General features: G+C 57.4%; 19 protein-coding genes and 1 pseudogene. 13 read left to right on the top strand and 7 right to left on the bottom strand.

Annotated elements, in window-relative coordinates; genetic code table 11:
- The 4 genes and pseudogenes from F468_RS0113040 to F468_RS14700 all read right to left on the bottom strand — a co-directional run.
- Positions 1–233, bottom strand: a 233-nt coding sequence (locus F468_RS0113040; RefSeq protein WP_018995342.1) for a transposase, incomplete at its 3' end; no start/stop codon positions are given.
- A gap of 80 nt (positions 234–313) precedes the next feature.
- Positions 314–1159, bottom strand: a complete 846-nt coding sequence (locus F468_RS0113035) for a DUF2182 domain-containing protein (protein ID WP_231373200.1) — start codon at positions 1157–1159, stop codon at positions 314–316.
- Between the two features lie 50 nt (positions 1160–1209).
- Positions 1210–1986 carry a DUF1326 domain-containing protein gene (locus F468_RS0113030; protein ID WP_018995340.1) on the bottom strand — a complete coding sequence of 259 codons (777 nt, stop codon included), beginning with the start codon at positions 1984–1986 and terminating at the stop codon, positions 1210–1212.
- 298 nt (positions 1987–2284) lie between these two features.
- Positions 2285–2522: pseudogene (locus F468_RS14700) on the bottom strand (SOS response-associated peptidase); the annotation flags it as partial.
- Positions 2523–2992: 470 nt separating this feature from the next.
- Here F468_RS14700 and F468_RS0113025 point away from each other — a divergent pair.
- From F468_RS0113025 to F468_RS0112975, 11 genes are all read left to right on the top strand, one after another.
- On the top strand, positions 2993–3532 hold the full coding sequence (locus F468_RS0113025; protein ID WP_018174287.1) for a copper chaperone PCu(A)C: 540 nt from the start codon (positions 2993–2995) through the stop codon (positions 3530–3532).
- A gap of 320 nt (positions 3533–3852) precedes the next feature.
- A complete protein-coding gene (locus tag F468_RS0113020) occupies positions 3853–4398 on the top strand; it encodes an OsmC family protein (protein WP_018174286.1) in 546 nt (181 codons plus the stop codon).
- Positions 4399–4780: 382 nt separating this feature from the next.
- A complete protein-coding gene (locus F468_RS0113015) occupies positions 4781–5290 on the top strand; it encodes a formate dehydrogenase subunit gamma (RefSeq protein ID WP_231362971.1) in 510 nt (169 codons plus the stop codon).
- Positions 5290–6852 carry an NADH-quinone oxidoreductase subunit NuoF gene (locus F468_RS0113010; RefSeq protein WP_018174284.1) on the top strand — a complete coding sequence of 521 codons (1563 nt, stop codon included), beginning with the start codon at positions 5290–5292 and terminating at the stop codon, positions 6850–6852. The genes F468_RS0113015 and F468_RS0113010 overlap by 1 nt, the downstream gene beginning before the upstream one ends.
- Positions 6842–7558 (top strand): 2Fe-2S iron-sulfur cluster-binding protein, encoded by a 717-nt coding sequence (locus tag F468_RS13945; RefSeq protein ID WP_081616856.1) that lies wholly within the window; start codon positions 6842–6844, stop codon positions 7556–7558. Before F468_RS0113010 ends, F468_RS13945 begins: the two co-directional genes overlap by 11 nt.
- Positions 7509–9731 (top strand): formate dehydrogenase subunit alpha, encoded by a 2223-nt coding sequence (fdhF, locus tag F468_RS13855; RefSeq protein WP_196800031.1) that lies wholly within the window; start codon positions 7509–7511, stop codon positions 9729–9731. The genes F468_RS13945 and fdhF overlap by 50 nt, the downstream gene beginning before the upstream one ends.
- 2 nt (positions 9732–9733) lie before the next feature.
- Entirely contained in the window at positions 9734–10027 is a 294-nt protein-coding gene (locus F468_RS0112995; protein WP_231362973.1) for a formate dehydrogenase subunit delta, read from the top strand.
- Positions 10028–10050: 23 nt separating this feature from the next.
- Positions 10051–10860, top strand: coding sequence for a formate dehydrogenase accessory sulfurtransferase FdhD (gene fdhD / locus F468_RS0112990; protein ID WP_018174280.1), 810 nt, complete (start codon positions 10051–10053; stop codon positions 10858–10860).
- A gap of 428 nt (positions 10861–11288) precedes the next feature.
- Positions 11289–12713, top strand: a complete 1425-nt coding sequence (gene lpdA, locus F468_RS0112985) for a dihydrolipoyl dehydrogenase (protein ID WP_081616995.1) — start codon at positions 11289–11291, stop codon at positions 12711–12713.
- Positions 12694–13080 (top strand): glycine cleavage system protein GcvH, encoded by a 387-nt coding sequence (gcvH, locus tag F468_RS0112980; protein ID WP_018174278.1) that lies wholly within the window; start codon positions 12694–12696, stop codon positions 13078–13080. The genes lpdA and gcvH overlap by 20 nt, the downstream gene beginning before the upstream one ends.
- Positions 13081–13375: 295 nt before the next feature.
- Positions 13376–14569 carry a sensor histidine kinase gene (locus tag F468_RS0112975; protein ID WP_231373199.1) on the top strand — a complete coding sequence of 398 codons (1194 nt, stop codon included), beginning with the start codon at positions 13376–13378 and terminating at the stop codon, positions 14567–14569.
- 144 nt (positions 14570–14713) lie between these two features.
- Here F468_RS0112975 and folK read toward each other — a convergent pair whose 3' ends face one another.
- Complete coding sequence (folK, locus tag F468_RS14430) at positions 14714–15259, bottom strand: 2-amino-4-hydroxy-6-hydroxymethyldihydropteridine diphosphokinase (RefSeq protein ID WP_081616859.1); 546 nt, start codon at positions 15257–15259, stop codon at positions 14714–14716.
- A gap of 403 nt (positions 15260–15662) precedes the next feature.
- Here folK and F468_RS14425 point away from each other — a divergent pair, with 403 nt between their 5' ends.
- On the top strand, positions 15663–16436 hold the full coding sequence (locus F468_RS14425) for a (5-formylfuran-3-yl)methyl phosphate synthase (protein WP_081616994.1): 774 nt from the start codon (positions 15663–15665) through the stop codon (positions 16434–16436).
- Positions 16437–16597: 161 nt separating this feature from the next.
- Positions 16598–17302, top strand: a complete 705-nt coding sequence (locus tag F468_RS14420) for a HisA/HisF-related TIM barrel protein (RefSeq protein WP_081616861.1) — start codon at positions 16598–16600, stop codon at positions 17300–17302.
- Here F468_RS14420 and F468_RS14795 read toward each other — a convergent pair.
- Both F468_RS14795 and F468_RS0112965 read right to left on the bottom strand, forming a co-directional pair.
- Positions 17299–18120 carry an ATP-grasp domain-containing protein gene (locus F468_RS14795; RefSeq protein WP_369773910.1) on the bottom strand — a complete coding sequence of 274 codons (822 nt, stop codon included), beginning with the start codon at positions 18118–18120 and terminating at the stop codon, positions 17299–17301. The two genes, F468_RS14420 and F468_RS14795, sit on opposite strands and share 4 nt — an antisense overlap.
- A 304-nt stretch (positions 18121–18424) precedes the next feature.
- Positions 18425–19285 carry an NAD(P)-dependent methylenetetrahydromethanopterin dehydrogenase gene (locus tag F468_RS0112965; protein WP_231363222.1) on the bottom strand — a complete coding sequence of 287 codons (861 nt, stop codon included), beginning with the start codon at positions 19283–19285 and terminating at the stop codon, positions 18425–18427.
- Positions 19286–19297: the final 12 nt, after the last annotated feature.

Genomic DNA, 19297 nt, shown 5'->3' with positions numbered 1-19297 from the left:
GTGTTCTCCAGGGCCAGCTCGGCATACATCCGCTTGAGCCGGTTGTTCTCGTCCTCCAGCTCCTTCAGCCGTCGAACCTCGGCCGCCTCCATGCCGCCGTATTTCGACTTCCACTGGTAGTAGGTCGCTTCCGAGACCCCGATCTCCCGACAGACGTCCTTCACCTTCCGGCCGCCTTCGACCTGCTTCAGCGTCTGAACGATCTGGCTTTCCGTAAACCGACTCTTGCGCATCTCGGCCTCCTTGGGCTCTAGTGTGCCCGGAGACCTTCAGTTTTCAATGGACCGAATTTACGGGAAGGCGACAGGTCGACTCAGCCACTTATCAGCCAAAGTGCCCACCCGATCAGGAGCACACCGCTTCCAACGCGCAGCGGCCGCGACCAGCTCTTCAAGACCTTCTCAAGAAGCACAAACAAGGCAATGAGTGCCATCCAGAGCAGATTCATCACACCGACCGCAAACATAACCAGCATCACCGCCCAGCAACAACCAACGCAGTACGCACCATGGCGCAAACCCATCTGCAACGCACCACCCACGCCGTCGCGCCAACGGGTCATGAGAAAGGCGACCGGTGTCTGGCATTTCGTCAGACACGCGTCCTTCAAGGGTGTGAGCTGGTACACACCAGCGGCGAGCAGCACGACAGCAGCCAAACTGGTGCTGGCGTTATCCATCATCGGCGTCAGCAAGGCATACGAGTGCAATGGCCACTGAAGCAGGGTAACGGCTGCTGCGAATGCCATCCATGCCAGGAGATAACCGATCACGAACACGGCCGGGGGCACGTACGCTTGTCGATTGGCCCGGCGGCGACGGTTGATGGTCGCAAACATCGTGACCATCGGCACGCTGCTCGGTGCCATCATGGCCACCATCATGACGGCCCACATGGAGAAAGTTAGCCAGAAATCGATCAGCGCCCAAGGAGCGCCACCGGTGGGCGCCATCCACATGTCTTCCATGCCATGCATGCTGCCCATCTGGACGTACATGTAGATCATGTAGGCCCACGCAGTGACGCTGACCGCACCGATGCCAGCAAAGACCACCAAGCGGTCCTTCAAACGTACGTATATCCCAGTGCGCGCGTTGTCGGAGAGCGCATCCCCATCTGCGGAAGGCGGCATCAACAATGGCTCCAATCCGGTACTCATGCTTCTTCGACCCGGGGCAACGGCGCGCGGCGCCCCGGGCCTGGACCGCTTCAGGCGTAGTAAGTGAACTCCGACGAGAGACCCACTGTTTCGGAAAAACGCACTGCGTAGCCGTGGTCCTTGTAACTCCACTCCTTGGACCGGGAAATGGTAATCGGATACCCCGGCGCGACGGCGAGTGGCGTGTTGGTCAAAGTCACAGTGGAGCCTTCAGGTCCTTCGACCGCGGCCATTTCGACCCCACCTACGCCATCAACCTTCATGGTGCGCAGGTTGCCGTCCGTTTGCACGTCAATCTTGGCCGAGCTCACACCCATCAACTCACCGACGAGCGAGGCGATGGTTTCCAGGTATCCGCCGTGCTTGCCTTGCCACAACTCCGTCAACGCCTGACGCTGCTGTTCGTCCGCACGCTCGTCGATGTAGAGGGCGAGCTGCCAGTTACCGTCGGCCAGGTTTCCGGGCGAATAAAGCCATGCGGCGACATTCAGGCCACTGAGCTCCACGTCGCCCAGGTATCCCTCTTCTATATGCCATGCAGGGAAGGCCTGGCAGTAGCCATGCGTCGGATCGTCAAGCAGTAGACAGGGACAAAAGCTCTCGCAATTGCAGCTTTCGAAATAGTACCCGGAAAGGTGATACGTCTTCGCATCTTTGCCGGCATTGGACCCCGAGTCCTTATCCGCGCTTGCGGTACCGGACAACAACATCCCCGGGGCGATTCCAAGGATTGGGACCGCGCTTAACCTGCTCAGGAACGATCTGCGACCGGTGCTGGTCTCCGTGCCGTTTTCGTCGGCAAAAGTTCTCTCTTTTTCATCAGTCATCGACTACGGCCTCCATCTTGGCTGGACGGCAGCGCGCGATTCCCGCTGATCGATTCGCACCGCCCATATGCCACCCTGCGCTTTTGACGCCTTGGGACTGGCCCACTTGGCAGCCCCCTGCGATGCGTAGTTTGCGGAAGGTTTCGAGAGGTGGTGGCACGACAATCGCCCTTTCGACTACGCCACGCACTGTCCTATAGCCTCTGATGGCGGAAAATTGTACGGGTAAAACTACGGGGGCAGGCTGCTCCAAGGTCACCAGCGCAACACCAGCGTCGCCGGCTTTCAGTCCATTAGCGAAGCGCGCGGCCTTAATGTCCACCGCCCTTGCGTTGATCGGGCGAGGACCGTCCCTCACCCTTTTGGTTCGAAAGCCCCAAAACATCGCGGAAGGTGGCGGGTGTTTCATCTCCGGCACGGAACGCTTCGCAGTCCGTGCCAGGTGCGACGCCGTACCGAGGCGCATCGAAAGCCACGTGGGCCGGCACCTGGAAGCACCACATTTCCAGCTCGCTGGTCGCGCTGTTGCGCGTCACGCATCCGCGCGTGGCCCGAGAACCTCACAGAGGTTCGCTACAAAGTCCCGCGCGCGATCCCACTAGAATAGCCAACACAATCTCGTCGGCGTTCTTGGCATGGTCCAACCTCGGCCGCATACCCTGTCGGGTTACCCCGAGAGCGCCGGTGAAGGGATGGGGCCATCGATTCAAGACTGAAACGACGTCGCTGCCCCCTTGTCGTGCTCAGCCACACGCTCCTACCCGAGCATACGCAAGAATACCCATAGGAACACGCAAAACCACCAATGTTCTTGAATCTGTTCGTGCCAGCATAATCCTTCAAATCAATCTCCCAACGATCGGTTTTACGGACACAAAGATAGAGCCGAATGGAATCGGTAGTGGCCCCACTGGACAGACCGATTCACTCATCTGATTGAGTACACTGCTCGCAGGCTGATCAGCGACCTCTACCACCATTTCCATTAAGTTAACGAGAGTCCGCCATGAATCTTCAAAACATAAATAACCAGAAGCACTTACATTCGCCCACAACTGGGACGATCGCACTCCTGTTTGTCTGTCTCGCGACGTGGAGCCCTGCACTAGTCGCGCACCACGAGCCAGGACATCATGGCTCCGACATCGCTGAATGCGACTGCCCGGCTGGCATTGAGCTGGTTGCCGACGCCTGGGTTCGGTTGCTGCAAGGCAACCGGCCGAACACAGGGGCTTACATGACATTGCGCAATAAGACGGACGACGATCTACGTATCGTCGCGGCGGAATCGCCGGCCGCCAAGAGGGTCGAGTTGCACAACCACGTGCACGATTCTGGTGGCGGGATGCGTATGCGCGAAGTAGAAAATATCGTCATTCCGGCAAACAAAGAAGTCGAGTTACAAATGGGCGGCAAGCACTTGATGCTGATCGACCTTGTTGAGCCTCTTGAGGAAGGACAGACAGTTCCGATTACGCTTTATGTTGAAGGCATTGAGGACATTCACATCGAAGCGCGCGTAAGCGCGACTCCCCTATCTCGCTGAGACCCGCAAACACGAATCCAGGATTTTCAGTTCGATTCAGGCATCCCTGCGCTGCTGCGTGAGGCAACCACCAACCTGCATGGCCCTTCTCGCATCACACCATTACGGTTCGGTCGACTAACGTTGAGCAGACCGCCCGCCAACTCCTGCCGGGCAAGAGCGGAACGAGCGCGGAAGCACCCCGTAAGATTACCGGTACGCATAGGGATTTAACCTGATTGTTGGGTGATTGCCGGTGACTCTAAGCTCTATCCAAATGGCCGTCGAAAGCGATGAGGTATTCCGGCTATTCGCCACTATTCCTTGATGAGGATCTGAAAATGTCACAGTCAACCGTCAAAGCTGCCCTTATGGAGACGATGGCAGGGCTCCAGAGAGATGGAAGTGCTGCCAAGGTCGTTTTCCGCGCAGACACCCATCTCGAAGAAGACATGCGCTGCTCTGCGAAGGTCCGTGAATTCGAACCAATTTTTGTAGACGAACCGCCCGAATTGGGGGGCGCAGACACCGCGGCCAATCCGGTCGAACTGGTCCTCGTGGCACTGGGCGCGTGTCAGGAGATCATGTATCGCGCCTACGCGTCCGTGATGGATATTCCCCTTAACGGCGTAGAGGTGAAACTCCGAGGTCATTTGGATCTGCGCGGACTGTTCGCCATCGACGAGAGCGTCCCTGCCGGTTACCAGAAAGTGTTCTTCGAGACCCATATCGATTCCCCGGCGGACGCGGCCACCTTGGGCAAATTAATCGAGATGGTTGAATCTCACTGCCCGGTGCTTGACACCCTTGTGCGTAGCGTTGAGGTGGAAGGCAAGGTCAAAGTCAATGGCAAGAGCCTGGAGCTGGAAGCCGCAACGGCAGGTTGACTTCGATCCCATCCGGTTGACGGTGGACTCGGCAACACTCAAGCCGAGCTGCCGCCCTACCGGCAATATGCCAAAAGGGCTGCCCGATCGGGGCCAGCCGTCGCCTGCCAGCCATTCATTTTGGGGCAATCCAGTCCGGGTGGACTCCCACCAGAGGAATTCGCAGTGACCGAGAAGCACTATACAGGCTCTCTTCGCTGCATGCCCCAACACGGGCCACTGGGACAGACCGGTTCTGGGTATGCCGAAAGGAAAACCTGCGATTGGCGTCCGGGACGAAACCTATAACTCCAGACTCTCCCGTGCACCGCATAGCTGAAGGTCAGGGCTCGGAAATTAAAGCTCAACGGGTACGATGCAAAAGGACACGGGGGATAGAGGATTGAAACGAGAAATGGTTGCCATTAGCGGTCGGGAATCCGAGCTACCCTTCGACACCACGCTGATTCGCGGGATTCTTGAGCACTGGCACGGGGTCCCCGGGAACCTCATGCCCATCCTGCACGAGATCCAGGATCTGTTTGGCTACATCCCTCCGGAATCGGTTCCGCATATCGCGCGCGCGCTGAACCAGTCGCGCGCCGAAGTTCACGGCGTTATCAGCTTCTACCACGATTTCCGGACCGCGCCGGCCGGTCGCCAGGTCATCAAGATTTGTCAGGCAGAATCCTGCCAGGCGATGGGCAGCCGCTCGCTGACGACCGACCTTGAAGTCGAGCTTGGCTGTTCCCTTGGAGAAACGACTCCTGACGGAGGGGTAACCCTGCAGCCCGTTTACTGTCTCGGACTCTGCGCGTGTTCCCCCGCAGTGATGATCGATGACACGCCGGTTGGTCGAGCCACACTGGATGCTGTGAAACAGTGTCTGACACCAAAAAGGGAAGAGGCTTGATGAGTACTACTGTCTACGTACCATGCGATGCGGCCGCTATTGCCCTGGGCGCAGATGCAACGGCCGAGGCTCTCAACGCCGAGGCGATCCGGCGCGGGGAGGACGTGCGCGTCGTACGCAACGGTAGCCGAGGGCTCGTCTGGCTTGAACCCATGGTGGAGGTACAGACTCCCGAAGGCCGAGTCGCTTACGGTCCTGTAACCCCAAACGACGTGTCCACTCTTTTCGAGGGCGGGTTTCTACATGGTGGCAACCATACGCTTGGCCTTGGGCTCACCGAAGAAATCCCCTGGCTGAAGCGTCAGGAACGTCTGACCTTTGCCCGCGTTGGCATAACCGATCCCCTTTCACTTGACGACTACACCGCACATGCGGGCTATCGCGGCCTACAGCATGCCCTTGATCTCTCTCCCGCGGAAATTGTTCGGGAGGTAACGGAATCGGGGTTGCGTGGCCGTGGTGGTGCAGCATTTCCCACAGGGATCAAGTGGGACACAGTGCTCAGAGCCGAGGCACCCCAGAAATATATCGCCTGCAACGCAGACGAAGGGGACTCCGGAACATTCAGTGACCGAATGATCATGGAAGGCGATCCCTTCGCGCTGATCGAAGGCATGACCATCGCCGGCCACGCAGTGGGCGCCACCATTGGATATATCTACGTTCGGTCCGAATACCCGCATGCAGTCCAGACGCTGCACAAAGCGATCCAGGTTGCCAGAGATGCCGGCTGGCTCGGAAACGACATATGCGGCTCAGGCACGGCATTCGACATCGAGGTGCGCGTAGGAGCGGGGGCTTACATTTGTGGCGAAGAGACCTCCATGCTGGAGTCTCTCGAGGGCAAGCGAGGCATGATTCGTCCAAAGCCACCCCTGCCGGCCATCAAAGGCCTCTTCGGGATGCCAACCGCCGTAAACAATGTCGTCTCTCTGGCCAGTTTACCGATCATCCTGGACCGCGGCGCGAAGTATTACGCCGATTTCGGGGTTGGGCGTTCCCGAGGCACATTGCCGATCCAGCTCGCAGGCAACCTGCGGACACCCGGCCTGGTGGAAAAGGCCTTTGGCGTGACCTTGCGAGAGCTCATAGAGGATTTTGGTGGCGGAACGGCCAGCGGACGACCGGCGCGGGCCGTACAGATCGGTGGTCCCCTAGGCGCCTATTTCGGCGAGAAGGATTTCGACCTTCCTCTGGATTACGAACAGCTGGCCGAGAATTTCGGCATCGTAGGCCACGGCGGTATCGTCGTGTTCGACGATACCGTGGATATGGCCGAACAGGCACGCTTCGCTATGGAGTTCTGCGGAATCGAGAGCTGCGGCAAATGTACCCCCTGCCGCGTCGGCTCTACCCGCGGCACGGAACTCATTGAGCGGATCATTCTCGACCAGGACAAAGCGGCCAACCATAACCAACTGCTTGGCCTGCTCGATGTCATGGAAAACACCAGCCTATGCGCCTTGGGAGGCATGGCACATCTTCCCGTGACGTCGGCGATGCGCATATTTCCCGAGGATTTCGGCCTGGACACTGCTGCGGAGACGAGTCATGTGGAATGAAGTACGCGGGCTGCGCGAAGGCGTGGACTATGGCACACCGCCACGTGAGGGGCAGCCCGTCACATTGACCGTAGACGACATCGAGGTAACCGTACCGGAAGGCAGTTCGGTAATGTTTGCTGCCACCGCTGCGGGCTCCCCGGTACCGAAACTGTGCGCGACCGACATGCTCGAGTCTTTCGGCAGTTGCCGCGTATGCGTCGTCGAGATCGAAGATCGGCGTGGCTACCCGGCGAGTTGTACAACGGTGGTGGAACCCGGGATGAAAGTGAAAACCAAGTCGGAGCGACTGACGCAGCTCCGCAAGGGCATCATCGAACTTTATCTCTCCGACTTCCCGGAATCAGAGATCCCTGACGGTTGGAGTGAGTTCCACCGGACCCTGGAAGAAATCGGTATCAAGACCCATGGGTACGGTAAAGGTCGAGTCCATTTTGACTTGCCCGTCGACGATTCAAACCCCTACTTCCTGTTCGACCCGGCCAAGTGCATCGTCTGTAGCCGATGTGTCCGGGCCTGCGAGGAAATACAGGGCACCTTCGCCCTGACCATTCAGGGCCGCGGCTTCGACTCCAAGGTCGCGGCCAGTCAGGACGATCCCTTCATGGAATCCGAGTGTGTCAGTTGCGGGGCCTGCGTCCAGGCGTGCCCCAGCCATGCACTTGTTGAAAAAAGCCTGTTTGCAGGAGGATACGAACGTGCCTAATCCAAGAAAGCCAGAAAAGGAGACGGTCACCATCTGTCCCTACTGTGGAGTGGGCTGCGGCTTCAAGGCCGAGACCATTGGCAACGAGATCGTCCGGATGACTCCCTGGAAGGAAGGCAAGGCCAATCACGGCCATAGCTGCGTCAAGGGGCGCTTTGCCTATGACTACTATCGGCATCCCGACCGCGTCACAACACCGATGATCCGCAAGAGCATCGATGAGCCTTGGCAAAAGGTCACATGGGGCGAAGCCTTCTCGCATGCCGCAAGCGAACTCAAAAGAATCCAGGCCACCTACGGGCGTGGTTCGGTTGGGGGAGTGTCGAGCTCCCGCTGCACAAACGAGGAGATCTTCCTCACCCAGAAGTTCGTCCGGGCTGTCCTGGGAAACAACAATATCGACAACTGCGCTCGCATCTGCCACTCCCCGACTCAGTTCGGCCTCACGGCCACGGTCGGCGCAGGCGCGGCGAGCCAGCACTTTGATTCGGTTCTTCAGGCCGATGTCATCATGATTGTGGGCGCAAATCCCACCGAGGGGCACCCGGTGTTCGGCTCTATGATGAAGCGCCGCATCCGCCAGGGGGCGAAGCTCATCGTCATTGATCCACGCCGTACGGAGACGGTAGACAGTCCTCACTGTCACGCCGACATACACCTGCCCTTGCGCCCTGGCACCAATGTGGCCGTATTGAACAGCCTTGCGCACGTCATCGTCCACGAGAAGCTGTACAAGCCCGAGTTCATCAAGGCCCGTTGCGAATGGCAGGAGTTCGAGCATTGGGCCGAACTCGTCGGGAGCGAAGACTATGCGCCCGAGACCGTCGGGCCCATTGCAGGCCTCGATCCCGACGAGATCCGTCGCGCGGCCAGACTCTACGCCACAGGGCCGCGCAGCACCGTCTACTACGGACTTGGCGTTACCGAGCACTCTCAAGGCTCCACTGGTGTCATGTGCCTCGGAAATCTGGGCCTTGCCTGCGGCATGTACGGGCGTGAAGGTGTCGGCGTTAACCCGCTTAGAGGACAGGGGAACGTCCAGGGTGGCAGCTGCCTCGGCAGCTGGCCCCACGTGTTCAGCGGATACCGATTCGTCACTGACGAAGCCACCCGGTCGAGCTTCGAACGCGAATGGGGAGTTCAGCTCGACGGCGAACCGGGACTCCGCCTGCCCAATATGTTCGACGCCGCACTCACGGGCCACTTCAAGGGCATGTACATAATGGGTGAGGACCCGGTTCAATCGGATCCCAACCAAAACCATATCGTTTCCGCGCTCAAAAACATGGAGTGCGTGATCGTTCACGACATATTCGAGAACGAGACGTCAAAGTACGCCCACGTCTTTCTTCCAGGCAGCAGCTCCATGGAAAAGGACGGTACCTTCACCAACGCCGAACGCCGCATTGGGCGGGTACGCAAGGTAGTGGAACCCCTAGCCGGTTACCAGGACTGGGAGGTAACGGTGCAGCTCATGAATGCCATGGGCTACGACGTGCATTACGACAATGCGGGAGAAGTCCTGGACGAGCTTGCTCGGCTCTCTCCAGCCTATGGCGGAGCCAGCTTCGAACTACTCGACCGTGTCGGGTCCGCGCAGTGGCCCGTCAACAAGGACGCTCCGGAAGGCACCGAAGTGCTCCACATGGGCAAATTTCCGCGAGCAAACGGACTCGGCACGTTTATGTTGACCGGGTTCGTTCCCACTCGCGAGCACGTAACCGAGCAATTCCCTCTGTTACTGACTACGGGGCGGATTCTGAGCCAATACAATGTGGGCACGCAGACACGCCGCACCGCGAATTCCCTCTGGCATCAGGAAGATGTACTCGAAATGGCACTAGATGACATGCATGCACGCGGCCTGCACAACGGCGACAGAGTCAAGGTAACAAGCCGCTTTGGATCGACCCAACTTCGCGTCACGGAATCCAGCCGGGTCAACCCAGGCGTCGTCTACACAACCTTCCACCACGCACAGTCCAAGACCAATGCTCTGACCAGCAATGAGTCGGACTGGGCGACAAACTGCCCCGAGTACAAAGTTACGGCTGTGGATGTGGTCAAGGTTTCCGTCAGCAACGACCGCCCTCCCACCAGCTCCGCAAGGGAGCACCGTGGTGCACGGCCAGAAGAACATTCACCGGCGGAAACGGCACGAGAGGGAGCTTGATCATGGTCGAGCCTGCCGATTCGGGAATCTCGCACCGAGAGGTCATTGATCTCGACCATCTCATTATGATGGCCAACCAGATAAGTGACTTCTTCGCGCCTTATCCTCCAGAGCGTGCACGGGAAGGTTTGCGAAACCACCTGCGCACCTATTGGGACCCGCGTATGCGGCATGCCCTTTTCAAACACATCGATGCCGGAGGCACTGGGCTGGAAGAACGTGTGATACAGGCAGCGCAACTGCTCCAAGACCAGAAAGAAGAGCAGAGTGGTTATTATGGGCCCCCCAAGGCGTAGCGATGCCTCACCAGAATCCTGGCATGGCCGTCACCCCCATACTGCGCCAACGTGGAGCCAACCGCATCGCAATCGACGAAGTTCTGGCAGTCGAAATGCCCCTGGAGATCCGACTGGGCTACACGCACCCCCAACACGGGCGGCAGTGTAAGAGCCTCTACGTAACGATGCGTACACCCGGGCATGATCTAGAGCTGGCCACCGGGTTTCTCTTTGGCGAAGGCATCATCACCACCGCTACCGACATCGAATCTGTCGATACTCGCTGGAACAATATCGTCACCATCGAGCTCAAGGAAAACATATCCGTCAGTTTGGAGCGCCTAGAGCGGAATTTTTATACAAGTTCAAGCTGTGGGCTCTGTGGAAAAGCCACATTAAAGGCAGTCGGTCTACAAGGTGCGAAAGCCGTAGTAGGCGACGACTTCAGTCCTTCCCCTTCGACCCTATGTCGCTTGGGAAACTCCTTGCGCGAGCACCAGCTACTGTTCCGACAAACTGGGGGTAACCACGCCACTGCTGCGTTTAACTCACAGGGCGAAATCCTGCTGGTACGCGAGGATATTGGCCGCCACAACGCTATGGACAAGCTGATTGGTCGCTTGCTGCTGGACAGTCGAGTGCCTCTGCAGGATATCGGCTTTCTGGTTAGCGGCCGTACCAGCTTTGAGCTCATGCAGAAAACCCTGATGGCAGGCTGCCCACTGCTGGCAGGCGTCGGCGCACCCTCCTCTCTGGCCGTCGACCTCGCTCAAGAATACAACGTCACCTTGGTGGGATTTCTTCGAGAAGATGGCTTCAATATCTTTCACGGTGCCAACCGCATTCAATAACGGTTTCACTGAAAAGGTGAACTTAATCGCTGTGACCACATATATGAGACCCACGCACCCCAGGAACATCCTGTACTACCTGGCGTGATCCACCCTTGAACGCAGGCTCCGATTTTCTGAGTCGCCTATTCAAGACCGACCGTACGTAGAACTACGCTGCCCTATAGGCCACGTTACGGAGGTTGCTAGCGAACGTGACTCTGTACACTTGCAATTAGTACGTGGACCGCCTCGCTACCAGACGTTGAAAGAAACCGTCGAATCGGTCGGCATGATTCTGTGAGCGAACGGGCGAGCATGCTTTCTGACACCTTCACCCCTGCGGCGTCGGGGGCTCATGGGTGCATTGCTATTTGTAGGGCCTGAAGTCTGCGTATCGCAGGAACACTGCCAGGCTTGCGGGCCCCAACAAGACGAAAGACGATCTGATGAGTTCACCACACTTGATCATACTGGGAGCAGGTCCTGCGGGTTATGCCGCCGCTCTTCATGCCGCGGACGGGGGCATGAAAGTCACCCTAGTCGGGGACGATGACCTAGGCGGCACCTGCCTGCAGCGTGGCTGTATACCGACCAAGACCTTGGTCGCCACTTGTGATCTGTTGCATCGCCTCAAGGCCGCCGCAAAGCTTGGCATCACCATGGGAGAGCCCCCTAAAGGCGACTGGACTCGCCTGAGCTCTCGTATGGGAGAAGTTATCTCGTTAAACGTCAAGGGCATCGAGGCGCTATTGCGCGGTCGCCACGTAACTACCCTTCCCGGTCGCGGAGTCCTGACAGGTGACCGGGAAGTTCGTGTCGCTGAAAGAACCATAAAGGGTGATTTCGTGCTGTTGGCAACCGGCGCCGTGCCCATCCGTCCTCCCAGTATCCCATTCGACGACCGACGAATCGTCACCAGCGACGAGGCGCTGGCGTGGAGCGATCTGCCCGCCACCTTGCTTGTAGCCGGTGGTGGCGTTATCGCCTGCGAACTTGCGTTCATTTTCCAAACCCTTGGTGTCGAGGTCACGGTAGTAGAAATGGCCACTCGGCCAATCCCTATGGAGGATGTCGAATCCTCGGGACTCATCGCACGCGAAATGAAGAAGCGCAAGATCCGTTTCCTCGGATCAACAACGATCGAGTCACTCCAAGTGACAGAGGATGGCGTCGCATGCGAAGTGGGCGGTGGATCCACGATTACAGCCGAACGCGCTCTGGTAGCATTCGGGAGACGGGCGGCCGGGAAAGAGCTGGGGCTGGAAGCGCTGGGTGTGAAACTGGGTCGCAACGGTTCCGTATCTGTCGACCCCTTTCTTAGAACTTCCCTCCCTGGCGTTTATGCGGCGGGTGATGTCACCGGGCAGATCCAGCTAGCACATGCCGCCTCGGCACAGGCCAAACGTGCTGTGGATCATATGCTCGGCCGCCCAGTGTCTATTCTGGATCCCGCCCTGATACCTCGGGTGACCTTCACTGATCCGGAAGTCGCCAGTATCGGCATGACCGAGGCTCAAGCGCGGGAGCAACACCCCGTTCGCACGGGAAGCTTTCAGTTTCGCGCACTGGGCAAGGCCCACGCGCTCGATGCCCTTACAGGTTTCGTAAAGGTCATCACGGACGAACGCGACGGGCGGCTCCTGGGCGTACACATCGTGGGAAGCCATGCCTCGGAATTAATCCACGAAGCGGTGGTACTGATGCAGCAAGGTGCAAACGTACGCGCGCTCACGGACGCCATCCACGCCCACCCGACCCTGTCGGAAGCGGTCTTCGAGGCGGCGGAAGACGCACTCGGGCATTCGATACACAAGCCACCCGTACCTAAGGCTGAACCCAAGGAGGACCTCTATGAGCGTACCGCCGGATAGCTGCCTCTTTCATGAAGACCACCTGTGGTGCCTTCCATCAGATGACGGGACCCTGCTGGTCGGCATAAGCGACCACGCGCAGGACAAGCTAGGAGACGTACTCTACCTCGACCTGCCGGAGGTCGGTAGCCAGGTTGAGTGCGGCGTCCCAATGGGGACCGTCGAGTCCGTAAAGGTAGTCAATGACCTGATTTGCCCCGTTTCCGGCGTGATCACAGCACGAAACGACGACCTTGAAGACCAGCCGGAACTCGCCAACAGCGAACCCTATGGAAGTGGCTGGCTTGTCAGAATCAGACCGGCTTCCGCGGATGCAACCGTTGGACTCATGGACGTCGACACGTACCAGAGGCATGTGGACGACTGACTGCCGTAGATTCGGACATTCTATCAATGGGCATTCTCCGCACTCGGTGCCCTCTCTGCCTACGCACGGGAGCCTTCCGACCGTAACAGTTCTACTCGCTACGCCTGCACTGCCGCATTGCGAGCACCAAGTGTTCTACCGCGTTTAATGTGCTTAACTGCTAATTATGGAGTCCATACCCTTCGACTACCTCTGGATCGTAGGCGCTGCCGTAATCCTGGTGGCCTTGGGCGCAATTCACACGTTTCGCCTCAATGTCCGCCTCCGACGCACGGCACAGGAGCTGCAGCGCGAGGTGAACGAAAGGCACCGAACGGAAAACCGTCTAGCTGAACATGAGGCACGCCTGCGACAGATAATCGATACTGAGCCAGAGTGCGTCAAGCTCCAGAATCTAGAGGGCCGACTACTTGAAATGAATCCAGCAGGCCTTGCCCTCCTGGATGCCAATAAACCGCAACAGATCATTGGCACTTCCGTTTATCAGATGGTCGCCCCCGAGTTCCGTGAGGCCTATCGCGACCTGACTCGCCGCGTGTTCGACGGCGAATCGGGCGTTCTCGAATTCCAGATTGTAAGCCTTAAGGGAAGGCGGAGGTGGATGGAAACCCACGCTGCGCCGCTACTTGACGCCGATGGTGCCATTGTTGCGCTGCTCGGAATCACGCGTGACATCACGCCCCGTAAGCTCGCTGAGGATGGTGTGCGCCTGCACTACCGAGAGCTCGCGCGTGCCGCCCGCATCAATACTATGGGCGAAATGGCATCTGGCCTAGCACACGAGCTTAATCAGCCTCTTGCCGCTATCGCTAACTACGCCAATGGCTGCCTACGCCACTTAAATTCCAACGCATGTACACCAGACGAACTCACCTCCCCTCTCGAGTCTATTAGCAGCCAGGCCAACCGTGCCGCTGAAATCATCCAAGGCTTACGTCACTTCGTAAACAAGGATCCGCCCAAGAAGTCCCTGGAAGACCTCAATCGCATCCTTCATAGCGTAATTTTGATCGCCCGCCCGGAGATCAACCTTCACCATGTCCAGCTGCACCTAGACCTCGAACCTGAACTTCCCTGCATCGAAGTTCAGCCAATCCAGTTAGAACAGGCCTTACTTAACCTTATCCGAAACGCTGTAGAAGCCATGGACGAGACACCCCCGTCCCTCAGACATCTCGTGATACGCACATCGTCAGAAAGCCACAAAGTATTCCTTGACGTCCAAGACACAGGCCCTGGAATGCCCTCCCATGTTCTGCTGCGTGTATTCGAACCTTTTTTTACTACGAAAGAAACGGGAATGGGTATGGGACTGCCCATCAGTCGCTCAATTATCGAAGGCCATGGAGGCGAGCTCAATGTCCAGTCGGATACGAAAGATGTGGGCCTTTCGATTCAAATCACCCTGCCAACTGTTACAAACCCCATGCACCAACACTTCCAGGCCCTCAAAGCTGATTCGCCTACTCCACCAAACGAAAACAAATAGCACAAAGCCAGAAAGACAACCAAAACACGGTTTTAGATATAGCGTCATGTACTCTAGGCTAGCGGAACAACCCGAATGAAGTGCATCCCCTAAAACAATACCGCAAGACCGATATCCGCTATAATCAAAACTATCCCGACACATTTACATCCCGACCCTGTCGCGAGGGCGCCCGATTCCACTCTTGTTCAGAAACGGATCAACCAAACGAGGCCTTTCCATCCTGCATAAGGCCACGTGCGTTTTAATCAAGACCCCATTAGGAAGGACAAGATCCGGAGCGATCTCAGCTAGCGGATACAATACAAAACTTCGCCACAATAGATACTGATGAGGAACGATAAGCCGCTCGCATGCGATGTCCTCGTTCCCATAAAGAATCAAATCCAGATCAAGAGTACGGGGACCCCATACTTGCCCCCGTGCACGCTGATGGATGCGTTCGATTTTCTGAAGATGATCCAGCAAATCGAAGGGCGAAAGCTCGGTCTCTAAACATGCCACTGCATTGATGAAATCCGGTTGCCCTGATGGCCCTACTGGCTCAGTGCGGTAGAGTGAGGAGATACGATCTACGCGGGACTGCGGAATTTCGCCAAGTCGGTCCTCGGCTTTGGTTACTTGGGTAATCGGACCATCCAGATTGCTCCCCAAAGCCACATACGAACGGATCCCATTGATGCGTACCATTACTCATCCTCATCGATAAACGCCAGAGTCGTCCAAGCTCTTCCCTCGATCGATCGCCAGTCAGGTTGCTTCAGTGCCCGGAATGGTCTGGGGCTGCTCTGCTTGTAATCGGCACTCTAGACGCAATTTCTACGCCACCTGAGATTAGCCCTCATGTGGCCTGTGCAAGTCTCCCGGCTGGCGCTCCGACTCATGTCAGTCACTGGCTCTGGGCCAGAACAAGTGTCACTGTCTGTGTCCCGAAAACGGTACAGAATGACAAGGTGCTGCCTCAGCAAGGAGCCCCCTTGCCTTGCCACTACATTGAACACATTGACCGAAGACCTCGCATACCCATCGGTACGCGTTGGCATATTATTTGCTGCCCTTTTGATGCCATCTCTTTCGCGAGAACCCTTCCGACATGAACCGCGCACTCCGGGCACCGCCCATCACAACCAATCCGTCTCGACCTCTCTTCCTTGCCAGTGTGCGTGATCGCTCTGAAGCCGAGATTGCGATGAGAAATGATGTTGATGTGATCGACATGAAGGAACCGTCGAACGGAGCCTTGGGCGCTGTCAAGCTGTCCGAATTGAGAAAGGTCATCCGGTTCACAGCAGGACGAAAGCCAATCAGCGCCACCATAGGCGAGCCTGGCATGAACCCAGCATCGATGCGGCGCGCCGTGATGGAACGCTTTGACGCAGGCGCAAACTACGTAAAAGTAGGCTTTCCACGAATCTCTGACGTGAATGAATTCGTATCGACGTTACCGCACGGATATTGTGCCACCCACAACCTGGTTGCCGTATTGCTCGCAGACTTGGAGCCTTGTCTTGGTTGGCTTACTCTATTAAGGGACATGGGATTCGCTGGTGTAATGTTAGACACCAACGCAAAAACATCCGGCAGCCTTTGCCAGCACTTGTCTACTTCAACGCTTGCTCGGTTTATTGACCGCTCGCATGATCTCGGGATGTTTTGTGGCCTTGCCGGCTCCTTGCAAGGTCACGAGGTTCCACGTTTACTGCGTCTAGGACCCGATCTAATCGGCTTTCGATCGGCTCTATGTACAGAGGGTAGATCGAGCACACTCGACCACGAACGTGTCCGCAATGTAGGCCGCATTTTCACGGCTCCCCACCGGGGCCCAAGCGATTACATGTCTGAGCAGGGGCTGATAAGTTATCCTTGAGCCTTCGCTCTTGGGTGGCCCCAGAAAGCTTACTCGCGGAAGTGCAAAGGCACGGACATGGGAGACGATGTGTCATGATAGCCCGAGCGGTCCCACGAGGTGGTCATACGACCGTACATTAAGCCTACCGATCAAAAGCCTTGCCGGGGAGCACCTGCGCAATGAAGGTAATTCCGGTCATTGACCTTCTGAGAGGCGAGGCAGTCCACGCTCGCCGCGGACATCGAGACACCTATCAGCCGCTACGGACTCCAACGTGCGCAGACGGAGATGCACTGACGCTTGCACGATATTATACGGTCGTGCTCGGCCTGGATCTGATCTACATTGCGGATCTCGATGCAATCCAGGGGCGCGGCTCTCAAGCAGGTTTGCTCCACGACATCGCCGCCGAGATTTCACCAGCAACGCTTTGGGTTGATGCGGGAATCCGGCAGCATGGGGATCTTGAACCCCTGCTTTCTAAACCTGGCATCCTGCCCGTTATCGGTAGCGAAAACCTTGTGGATACATTCTACTTGGCCGACCCAGAATCGGGTAGACAAACGGTACTTTCACTGGATTTTGCCGAAGGACAATTTCTGGGTCCGCCGACACTGGAGGAGCAGGCATGCTTCTGGACGGGGGAAACCATTTTGATGGACATCTCGCGTGTCGGCACTGCGCATGGGCCGAACCTAACGAGGCTGTCGAGATATCAACGCGCGGCCCCTTCGGTTGGGTGGTTCGTCGCTGGAGGGATAAGGAATGCCCGAGATCTAGCTACACTGAAGAAACGTGGTGCGGCGGGCGCGTTACTTGCCACATCTTTGCATAACGGACAGATCACCCATAAGGAGGTTGCAGCATTGGTCGGAAGCGATTAAGCCTCAAGTCGATGCTCAACGACTCCCGGCTCGCGCGCAAACAACATTGCCCGTAGCCATCTTGACCGCTTCGCCAGAATCGTTCGAGTCTCCAGAGCGGATCGGCCTTCTCCCGATATAGAGCATATTGGCTCACCCACCCCCACTAATGTGCCAGTCGCGGGTCGATCTTGACTCCAGCCCGGCCACTGAACGGGTCCGATGCGAACTTCCTGCTTCGCGAACAGGATGCGAAGGCCCCGGGTCAGACTGTCGACTGGAAGCGGCTTCGGTAGTTGTCCCATACATGCCCGCAGGTGATATGCAACCAACCCTCCCCTCCGCAACCGGGGCTCATGCAATTCCATGGTGGCGGTAGGACGCGGATTAAGTTCCAGAAACCAGGGCCTTCCTGCTGCATTGACCATGAAGTCCACACCATTAAAACCCCGCAGCCCGAGCCTTGCTGTAAGCGCCGTCACCCAATGGCTGACGGTACTCTCCAGAGAAGCTGGTACGCCTTGCATTGCTACTGCACCAGCGTACAGGTACGGCCGCCCAGGCTTCCGGGTCAGCAAGAGATGGTGATAGCCCAGAATTTGAGCTCGATGCCCATCCGCAACGAACAAGACCGATGCGGGTTTACCTGTGATATATCGGCGATAGCAGCCCGATTGACTGATACCCTTCTTCGCCGGGTAAACACCCATGCCTCCGCAACTCGAGCGAGTCTTGAAAAGCCAGCCATCCAGTTGCTCCGGCTCGTCCATTCGAGTTTCGGGATAAGGAATGTCCAAGTCGTCCAGTACCTTTGCGAACCTATCCGGTGTGTCTACCATGTTCCACACTTCAGGGAGATTCCCCACTACATGGAACCGGCGTTCTAACTCCACTAGTGAGCCTCCTTTTCCTTCGAACCCCGCCCCTGCTATCAGCATTGCGGACTCGAACGGCTTCCCCAATGTGCCAAGCAAGAGTTGCTCTGGGGTCTCCCCGATCGTTCCTTGAACCTTTAGCACCCGCCACGCGGCCTCGCGAGTGTCCAGATCGGAATAATTGTCGACCGCGACAACTCGTAGCCCACTTGCACTCGCGGATTGCGCCAATGAACGTACGCTGTGCCCAGCCAGAACAAGTGTCGGCTCAGGATCCTGCATTGCCGCGCGCAGCTTCAAGAGCGTGGTCGAAATGCAGGTAGACCGGCGTCTCCGTCGTAAGCATTTGCTTCAGAAGCGCTTGCTGCGCCTTGTATTTGACGTTGCCAACAGCAAGTGCCCCAATCGCTCGAGCACAACCTGACCTCGCTTCTAGAGGCTCACTACTGGACGTCACGCCAACGCCCTCGATCCCCTCCGGAGGTACCGCGTTGACGTCGCACGCGACGAGAAGCCGAGCAGCATACTGGAGATGACCGGCGTTCAAAACCTGAATTCCTGCCTTGGCTGCCCCGAAGACAACCTCTGCATCTGCAAGGAGTGTGTGTATTTTTCCGTCATTCGATCCGTCTGCACCCTCGAGGTTCGTTCCGAAACGCTCGTTGCATTGCTGTGCAACCTCATTTGCCTTGGTCAGGCTCTCATGGCTCACAATGCTCACATCCGCGCCTGCTCGCGACGCGAGCGTCCCGCATACCGACCCAACCGGACCCGTTCCACCGAACACCAGCACCTTTCTGTTAGCAAGCCCTTCTTCCTCGACGCGAGAGAGCGAATCCTCGACGCAAGCAATCATCCCGGCCGCGGTCGTGAAGGCTCCGCTCGGATCAGCAAATACCGAGATCTCAAAAGGTGGCACCATCGACCTGCGTGCTGCATCTAGCATGTCCATTGCCAGGAACTGATCCCTTCCACCGACGAACATACCTGTACGGCGTACTCCTTTCGGGCCGCGCGAGAAGATGGCGTCCTGTGTCAGGCCAGAAATCTCCGCCAGTTCCAGGTTGTTATATGCGAGGCAGTGCTCCCAGCCAGCATCGATCGCCATATTGGCGTCAAACGGACTCAAGTTCGCCTCAGG

Source organism: Thioalkalivibrio sp. ALJ2, from assembly GCF_000378325.1.
Lineage (GTDB): Bacteria > Pseudomonadota > Gammaproteobacteria > Ectothiorhodospirales > Ectothiorhodospiraceae > Thioalkalivibrio.
Note: the sequence above shows the minus strand (reverse complement) of the source record. Positions and strands in the feature narration are given on the sequence as shown.